The 9,158-nt window shown below is 37.8% G+C and carries 7 protein-coding genes; all 7 read left to right on the top strand.

Annotation, left to right across the window (positions count from 1 at the left end; genetic code table 11):
• Nucleotides 1-4,659 (top strand): ZmpA/ZmpB/ZmpC family metallo-endopeptidase (locus tag HMPREF2619_RS03250; protein ID WP_148130360.1); only part of this gene is annotated, 4,659 nt, incomplete at its 5' end.
• Nucleotides 4,660-4,921: 262 nt separating this feature from the next.
• On the top strand, nt 4,922-5,482 hold the full coding sequence (locus tag HMPREF2619_RS03255) for a TlpA family protein disulfide reductase (RefSeq protein ID WP_070458981.1): 561 nt from the start codon (nt 4,922-4,924) through the stop codon (nt 5,480-5,482).
• Nucleotides 5,483-5,491: 9 nt separating this feature from the next.
• Nucleotides 5,492-6,607 carry a peptide-methionine (R)-S-oxide reductase MsrB gene (gene msrB / locus HMPREF2619_RS03260; RefSeq protein ID WP_070458983.1) on the top strand — a complete coding sequence of 372 codons (1,116 nt, stop codon included), beginning with the start codon at nt 5,492-5,494 and terminating at the stop codon, nt 6,605-6,607.
• Nucleotides 6,608-6,884: 277 nt separating this feature from the next.
• Complete coding sequence (locus HMPREF2619_RS03265; protein WP_070458985.1) at nt 6,885-7,376, top strand: hypothetical protein; 492 nt, start codon at nt 6,885-6,887, stop codon at nt 7,374-7,376.
• Nucleotides 7,377-7,443: 67 nt separating this feature from the next.
• On the top strand, nt 7,444-7,920 hold the full coding sequence (locus HMPREF2619_RS03270; RefSeq protein ID WP_070458987.1) for a DUF2975 domain-containing protein: 477 nt from the start codon (nt 7,444-7,446) through the stop codon (nt 7,918-7,920).
• Between the two features lie 17 nt (nt 7,921-7,937).
• Nucleotides 7,938-8,141, top strand: coding sequence for a helix-turn-helix domain-containing protein (locus HMPREF2619_RS03275; protein WP_004252288.1), 204 nt, complete (start codon nt 7,938-7,940; stop codon nt 8,139-8,141).
• A gap of 150 nt (nt 8,142-8,291) precedes the next feature.
• On the top strand, nt 8,292-9,158 hold an 867-nt coding region (locus tag HMPREF2619_RS11345; protein ID WP_186821483.1), incomplete at its 3' end, for a YSIRK-type signal peptide-containing protein.

Raw genomic sequence — 9,158 nt, forward strand, 5'->3', positions numbered from 1 at the left:
CAACCAGAGTTGCCAGCCTACACCGGTGAGATTAGTGCTAAAGGCACCCAAGAAGAGGGTCACCAAGGTGAATCACTAGTTCAGCCAGAATTGCCAGAGTATACAGTAGCTGAAGCAACTATTACAGAAACTGAAACAGTAGCAGTTCCATATACAAAGGAGTATGTAGCTGATGATACTCGTTACACTGATGAAGAAACAGTGATTCAAAACGGTCAAGCAGGAAGTCAGCTGATCCATCGTGTCTATAAGACAGTCAATGGCCAAAAAGTTGGGGACCCAATCAGCACGAGTACAGAAATTGTTACGGCGCCAGTAAACGAAAAAATTAATCGTGGTACAAAGGCTATTGAAGGTCAAGTTGAAGAAGTTTCGTTTGAAGAAATTCCTTACGAAACAAGAACAGAAGTAGACAGCACTCTTCCGAAGGGAACAGAAGTTGTTGCTCAAGCTGGTCAAAACGGTAAGAAAAAGATTACCAAAGTCTATAAGACTCTTAAAGGAGTGAAAACTGCAGATGCTCCAACGATTTCAGAGGAAGTTGTTGAAGCAGTTCAAGATCGTATCATCAAAAAAGGTGATCAAATCCTGACTGAGCCAACGTTGACACTTACTCAAATTGATAAAGAAGAGTTAGAGCGTAGTGCCAAGGTTCGTTACCAATTGGTCAAACCAACAGGTGTAACCATTAAATCTCTTGAAGTTGTTTTGAAAGATGGAGACACTAGCCTTCAAACAGTCAACATGTCTGAGGGAGACCTGACTGCAAATCTTACAAACTTGAAATACTACAAGGACTACAAGATTGCGACCAAGATGGTTTACGATCGTGGAAATGGGAATGAAGAAGTAGTTCTCACGGAAGAATCACTAAGGCTTGATCTCAAAAAAGTCGAAGTTAAAAACATTAAGGAAACAAGCCTTATCAGTGTTGATGATCAAGGTGTAGAGACTGATAATAGTCTCTTGTCAGCTAAACCATCAGATGTTAAACCTTATTACTTGAAAGTGACAACTCATGATAACAAGGTGACAAAACTTGCTGTTGATAAGATTGAAGAAGTCACAGTTGATGGTAAAGCATTGTTCAAAGTCACTGCTAAAGCACCAGACCTAGTTCAACGTAACTCAGATAATCAGTTTACAGAGGAATATGTCCATTACTTTGCTAAACCAAAAGCCCATGAAGGTGATGTTTATTACGATTTCAATGACCTTGTAAAAGCAATGCAGGCCAATCCTACTGGTACCTTTAAGCTTGGTAGCAGTATGAATGCAAGTAACGTGCAGCCAGCTGGCAAGTCTTATGTAACCAATGCCTTCAAGGGAACATTGGAAAGTACAGAAGGTAATAAATTTGCCATCTATAACATTACGAGACCATTGTTTGGTAACATTGAAGGTGGTACTGTCAAGAATCTCTTGCTTGAAAATGTCAACATTGACATGCCTGGATTTGATCGAGTAGCACCAATCGCAAATGTTATCAAAAATAATGCGACTGTCGAAAATGTTAAAGTAACAGGTAATGTTATCGGGGGCAACGATATAGCTGGTATTATCAATAAAATTGATGGTAGTGGTAAGGTAAGTAATGTTGCCTTTATCGGTAAGATTCACGTTGCTGGAAATAAAGGTTGGTACTTAGCAGGTGTTCTAGGTGAAAACTGGAAAGGTATCGTAGAAAAAGCCTACGTTGATGCTGAAATTACTGGTAACAAGGCAAAAGCTGCAGGATTAGTTTATTCTTCTCAAAATGGTGGAGATAACAATACACTAGGAAGAGAAGGTGTTCTCAGAAATTCAGTTGCTAAAGGTTCTATCGAGCTGAAAGAAGCTGTTCAATCTGGTGGCTTGCTGGGTACCAACTGGGCCTTGGGTGCTATTGAAGACAACATCACGATGATGAAAGTCAAAACAGGTGAGATGGTCTTTGGTCACTCTGATATTGACGCCGATGATTACTTCACGTATTCAAGAACAAAACGTAACTTTAGTGTTGAGGGAGTAAGTGAGGGGAATAAATCTTATAAGAATTCTCGCAAGATTCCTAGCATCTCACAAGAAGAAGCTGACAAGAAGATTGAAGCGATGGGAATCACTGCTGATAAATTTGAAAGCACCAAACCTGTTGAAGACAAACTCAATAACATTGTCAACAAAGCTGATCAATACAAAACAATCGATGGTTACGACGCCTCTCGTGAACTTGCCTACCGCAATATCGAAAAATTGCAACCATTCTACAACAAAGAGTGGATCGTAGACCAAGGAAACAAATTGGCTGCTGGTAGTCCTCTCTTGACCAAGGAAGTCTTGTCTGTTACTGCCATGAAGGGAAATGCCTTTGTGACAGAATTGGCTGATGCTGACCATATTATGGTTCATTATGGTGATAAGACTAAAGACATCTTTACTGTTTCACCGAAAGACTCTAAGGTCAAACAAGTCAAAGAGTACAGCATTGCTGAACTTGGAGAAGTTGTTTACACTCCGAACATGGTTGACAAAGATCGCAGCGATCTTATCAATGCTATCGTTGAAAAATTAAGTCCAGTTGAGCTACAGTCAGATCCTATCTACACACACCTAGGTAGAACAGGACCAAATAAAGTTAACGCTATAAAAGATCTTTACCTAGAAGAAAGCTTCAAAGAAGTCAAGGATAATCTGGCTAAATTTGTGAAACAGTTGCTTGAAAATGAAGATCATCAATTAAACACAGATGAAGCTGCTAAACGTGCCTTGATCAAGAAGATTGACGACAACAAGGCTGCTGTTCTTCTTGGTTTGTCTTACCTCAATCGTTATTATGGAGTTAAGTTTGATAACTTTAATATCAAGCAACTTATGTTGTTCAAACCAGACTTCTACGGTAAAAATGTAAGTGTGTTAGACTTCTTGATCAAGATTGGTTCCAAAGAAAATAACATTAAAGGTGATAGAACTTTAGAAGCTTATCGCGAAACTATCGGTGGAGTTATCGGTATAGGCGAGTTAAACAGTTTCTTAGACTATAATATGCGTCTATTCACAGAAGACAAAGATCTAAATGATTGGTTCATTAAAGCAACTAAAGATAATGTCTATATCGTGGAGCCAAAAACAACAACTCCTGAGTTTGCTGATAAGAAACATAGAGCCTACGAAGGTTTAAACAATGATATGCACGGTAAGATGATCTTGCCACTCTTGAACTTAAAAGATGCTCATATGTTCTTGATTTCCACTTACAATACGATGGCTTATAGTTCATTTGAGAAATATGGTAAGTATACTGAAGCAGAACGTAATGCTTTCAAAGCTGAAATTGATAAGGTTGCAAAAGGGCAACAGAATTATCTAGACTTCTGGTCACGTCTAGCAACTGACAAGGTTCGTAATCAACTCTTGAAGAGCAATAACATGGTTCCAACACCTGTTTTAGATAACCAAAACTATAAAGATATTAGTACTGATAAATATGGTCACACTAATAGCGGTAAAGATGTTGCTCCTATTCGTGAATTATACGGACCTACAGGACGTTACCATGCAACAGACTGGCGTATGGGAGCGGTAGCTCGTGTTTATGCCAATCCATATAAAGATGACTCTGTCTTCTTTATGGTGACGGACATGATTAGTGATTTTGGAGTTTCTGCCTTTACTCACGAAACGACTCACGTCAATGACCGAATGGTTTATCTAGGTGGCTCAAGACACCGTGAAGGAACAAATCTTGAAGCATTTGCACAAGGAATGTTGCAAACTCCATCCGTATCAAATCCAAACGGTGAATATAAAGCTCTAGGTCTCAATATGGCTTATGAACGTCCAAATGATGGAAATCAATGGTATAACACCAATCCAAATGATCTGAAATCACGTGACGAAATTGATCGTTACATGAAGGGCTACAATGACACCCTCATGCTTCTGGATTACCTGGAAGGAGAGGCTGTCCTCGATAAGGCAAATCAAGATTTAAACAATGCTTGGTTCAAGAAGGTTGATAAGCAATACCGAGGAAATAACACCAAGAACCAATTCGATAAGGTTAGACCTTTAAGTGATGAGGAAAAAGCTATTCCTTTACGTACAGTAGATGACTTAGTAACTAATAACTTTATGACTAACCGTGGTCCAGGTAACAGAGTTTATAATCCTACTGACTTTGATTCTGCTTATGTGAACGTTCCAATGATGTCTGGTATCTATGGTGGTAACACAAGTGAAGGTGCTCCTGGAGCCATGTCATTTAAACACAATACCTTCAGAATCTGGGGTTACTATGGCTACGAAAAAGGCTTCTTAAACTATGCATCTAATATGCTAAAAGCTGAGTCTAAAAAAGCTGGTAAAGAGACTCTAGGTGATGACTTCATCATTAACAAGATTTCTGAAGGAAAATTCAACAATCTTGAAGATTGGAAGAAAGCTTACTTCAATGAAGTTGTAACAAGTGCCAAAAATGGAATTCAATCTATTGAAATCGATGGTAAAACATACAATAGCTATGAAGACTTGAAACGTGCATTTGCTGAAGCAGTTGATAAAGATAAGGCTACTCTAAGTAACGGATCTGTTAAATTTGACAACACCGTATCACTTAAAGAAAAACTCTTTAAGAAACTTCTTCAACAAACAGATAGCTTTAAAACTTCTATCTTTAAATAATCCAAAACTCTCATCTGCATAGCAGGTGGGAGTTTTTGTAATCAAGAAGCTTATACTCAATGAAAATCAAAGAGCAAACTAGGAAGCTAGCCGCAAGCTGTACTTGAGTACGGTAAGGCGACGCTGACGTGGTTTGAATTTGATTTTCGAAGAGTATTAATGATTTTCCAAACAGATTCTATGTATTTTTAGCAAGGTAGGTATATAATAGAACTACAAAGTGAATATCTATATTCATATGATAATGAGAAAGGTGACGAAGATGAAAAAATGGCAAGCAACTGTATTGGTCTGCGCTAGTCTGGTCTGTCTATCAGCTTGTAAAAATCAGATGGAGAGCCAAGTTGATAAGCAAAATGGAGACAAAAATGCACAAGTTAGTTCTCAAATGGCAAAACAAGGAGAAGCAGTTCCAGACTTTGAGCTTATGGGAGTTGATGGTAAAACCTATCGCCTATCAGATTACAAAGGCAAAAAAGTCTATCTAAAATTTTGGGCTTCCTGGTGTTCTATCTGTCTAGCTAGTTTACCTGATACCTATGAGCTTGCAAAAGAAGCAAGTGATGACTATGTCATCTTGACAGTGGTTTCTCCTGGTCAAAAAGGAGAGCAGTCAGAAGAAGCCTTTAAAAAATGGTATCAGGGTTTGGACTATAAAGATTTACCAGTATTGCTAGACCCTTCGGGACAACTTTTAGCGAGTTACGGAGTTCGTTCTTATCCGACTCAGGCTTTTATTGATAAAGAAGGCAAACTAGTTAAGACCCAGCCAGGTTTTATGGACAAGGAAACTACTTTACAGACGTTAAAAAGCATAGATTAGAGGCTCATCATGAATGATAAATTAAAAATAATTGTATTCATAGGAATCATCATTTGCATTATTATTGGACTTTTATTTCTTTTGGAAAAAAGGAGCGCAAGCTACACAGATACCACTCAAATCGAGAAGGCAGCAGTTAGTCAAGGGCAAAAAGTCACGAAAAAAACTGAGCCAAGTAAAGATGCTGACTTACATGAAATCTATCTAGCGGGAGGCTGTTTTTGGGGAGTTGAAGAGTATTTTTCAAGAGTAGCAGGTGTGACAGATGCTGTTTCTGGCTATGCGAATGGGAGAGGAGAAACAACCCAGTATGAATTGATTGGCCAAACCGGGCATGCTGAGACTGTTCATGTGACTTACGATGCCAATCAAATTTCTCTAAGAGAAATCTTGCTCCATTATTTCCGCATTATCAATCCAACTAGTAAAAATAAGCAGGGAAATGATGTGGGGACTCAGTACAGAACAGGAGTCTACTATAAAGACGAGCAGGACCTAGAAGTCATCAATCAAGTTTTTGAACAAGTTGCTCAGAAATACGACCAGCCTCTAGCGGTTGAAAAAGAAGCTTTAAGCAATTTTATCGTGGCTGAGGACTACCACCAAGACTATCTCCAGAAAAATCCTAATGGATATTGCCATATCAATGTCAATCAAGCAGCCTATCCTGTCATTGATGCAAGTAAATATCCAAAACCGAGCGACGATGAATTAAAAAAACTACTGTCTCCAGAGGAGTATGCCGTTACTCAAAACAGTCAAACAGAACGAGCCTTTTCAAATCGTTACTGGGATAAATTTGAAGCAGGAATTTATGTGGATGTAGCAACAGGTGAACCACTCTTTTCCTCGAAAGATAAATTTGAATCGGGCTGTGGTTGGCCGAGCTTTACCCAGCCTATCAGTCCAGATGTTGCGACCTATAAGGAAGACAAGTCCTACAATATGGTCAGAACTGAAGTCAGAAGCCGAACCGGGAAATCTCACCTAGGACATGTCTTTACAGACGGACCTAAGGACAAGGGAGGGCTTCGCTATTGTATCAATAGCCTATCCATCCGTTTTATTCCAAAGGATCAAATGGAAGAGAAGGGTTACGGTTATTTGTTGGATTATGTTGAGTAAACGTGATATTCTTAAAAAGAATTTACTAAAAATGTTTTAGATTCATATTTGATTTCTTTAGAAGTGTTGACTTTAATATTTGAAGTCTAATTTCTCTTAAATAAAGATATTTTTAAATAAAAGAAAAAATTATCAAAAAACGATAAAAAAGTGTTGCATTTCAAAAAAATTATGCTATACTAGATATATCGATAAACGATAATAAGTTTTCGATCAGTAACAAAAAGAGCTCATTTGTTACTAAAACTAAAAATATTTTATAAAAGAGGAAATCATCATGAAAAAAACTACATCAACTAAAATCGTAAACTTTACTAAATCACTTGTTACACTAGGCTCTAATTTCGGAATCTTTACCCTCAGTTTCTTTAGTATCGCTTCCTTAGTTCTTCTCCTTGGTCAATTTGATATCAGCCAACTAATGCCTGAAGGTGGGGAGGTAACAAGGTCAGGCTACGAAGCGTGGGGAGGAGTTAATGCCTTTGTTTTAACCTTTGTTGCTGGTAATACACTTCTGACTTATGGCCTTATCAAATTAAAACAGTTTGCTAAGAACTTTAAAGAAAGTGATCTTTTTGAAAATACAACCATTTCATTCTTGAAAAAGGGTGCAGTTTTAATGACTGTAGTAGGAGCAATCCAAGGTATTACAGAACTTATTTTGAATCCTGCCCACATCATTTTTAACTTCTCAATTGCAGCCTTCTTATTCATTGCTAGCTTAGTTCTTGCTTCTATCAAGAATCAATTTTCAGATAAAGTAGCATAATACATGTACGTAACACTTACTAATATTGTATAATATAGTAGAGATTAGAAACGAGGTTTTGAAATTAATGTCTAAGAAAAATTCCTACTTACCATTTGCTTTAGGTTTTATTAATATCCTACTTTTTATCTTGGGAGTGTCTTTGGTTATATCCATCCTTTTAACAGTTTTCAATGTAACTGAGATTAGCCTATTTAACCTTGGGACTATTTCCTTAAAACCTGATATGGTGAATACTTCAATTCTAGTGAGTGCTTTGTCCTTTATCAATAGCTTTATCATTCTGTTTGTACTATTTTGTGTTAGACAGTTCTTCCAAAATATTATTCATGAACAGATTTTTACAAGTTATAATGTCAAACTTGCTAATCGTATCTCTCTTTCCCTCTTTATTGCCTCATTTCTAGGAGATGGTATTTTGACACTCAATGGTTATTCATTTCTGAATATAACTTTCATGGTTACTGCTCTCGTTGTTTGGACAATTGGTAAAGTCCTTGAAAAAGCAAACGAAATTGCAGAAGAAAATGAGTTTACAATTTAGAGAAAGGAGACTATCCTATGATTGTTATTAATCTAGATGTCGAATTAGCAAAGAAAAAAATGCGTTCAGGAGATTTAGCAGAACGTGTAGGTATTACTCCCGCAAATCTTTCAATACTGAAAACAGGTAAGGCCAAAGCTATACGTTTTTCAACATTAGAAGCCATTTGTAAAGAACTGGGGTGCCAGCCAGGTGATATATTGGAGTATGTGCCAGATTAAAAAGTGGTTCAGCCAATGCTGATCCGCTTTTTTATTTAAAAAATATCAATTTATCTCGAAAATATTTTGTAAAAAAATCAACAAAATATTATAATAAGATTATGAAAACGGAATAAAGGAGATGTCTCTAAAGACAAGAACAAAGCTGATATGGAAGATAGAAAAAAGCTACAAAAATTTGCCATTCGTAAACTGAGCATGGGGGTGGGCTCGGTATTGATTGGACTTGCCTTCATTGGAGGAACACTTGAACCAAAACTGGTTCAGGCTGATGAGACCAAGCAAGTTTCCTTTCACTATTTAGCAGAATCGGAGTTGACAGCTGCTGAACGTGAACTCATTCACCATGAATTGCCACAAGATCTGAGCCAAGAGAGCTATTATCTAGTTTATCGCAAGCAGGGACAAGCCGTCTTACCTCAAACAGGCTCTGTTACCTTCCCCTTGGCTGGTCTTGATCTTTTGACGGCTAGTTTGGTGGTTTTCCTATTTTCTAGGAAAAAGCCTTCTAAGATAGTTGGAGTGCTATTGATTGCTTCGGTGGGTAAGAGTTTATTAATCCCTTATCAAGTATTTGCTTTTGAACATAAGGACTTGCTATCTTATGATCAGACTCAAATCCTTGTGTCTGCAGATGGTTTATCTCAAGGGATTATTGACATTAAAGGCTATGACTATGTTGGCTATTTATTAGAGTCGGATTTAAGAGGAAAAGGCCAAGATCTAACATCTAGTGCGAGTCCAGAAATTCCTGCAAAACCAGTAAATCAAGCACCCATTCATGAAATTCCCGATTTTATAGGTGGCGTATCAGGCGAGTCCTTGGTTGAGCCAACAAAACCAACATTCGAAGGTGGAGTCAATGGCCCAGGAGCAGTAGCTGAAGCCTTACCAGAGTATACACCAGAATTTAGCAGTCAAAGTGGCATCCCAGAAGTCCATGACAAAGCAGACTTTACAGGTGGCGTATCAGGCGACTCCTTAGTCGAGCCAACAAAACCAACATTTGAAGGTGGA

The organism is Streptococcus sp. HMSC074B11, assembly GCF_001808705.1.
Taxonomy (GTDB): domain Bacteria; phylum Bacillota; class Bacilli; order Lactobacillales; family Streptococcaceae; genus Streptococcus.

Coding starts and splice junctions, on each gene's coding strand:
- msrB (WP_070458983.1), top strand. CDS start 5,492: ATGAATGATAAATTAAAAATAATTGTATTCATAGGAATCATCATTTGC.
- HMPREF2619_RS03275 (WP_004252288.1), top strand. CDS start 7,938: ATGATTGTTATTAATCTAGATGTCGAATTAGCAAAGAAAAAAATGCGT.
- HMPREF2619_RS03255 (WP_070458981.1), top strand. CDS start 4,922: ATGAAAAAATGGCAAGCAACTGTATTGGTCTGCGCTAGTCTGGTCTGT.
- HMPREF2619_RS03270 (WP_070458987.1), top strand. CDS start 7,444: ATGTCTAAGAAAAATTCCTACTTACCATTTGCTTTAGGTTTTATTAAT.
- HMPREF2619_RS03265 (WP_070458985.1), top strand. CDS start 6,885: ATGAAAAAAACTACATCAACTAAAATCGTAAACTTTACTAAATCACTT.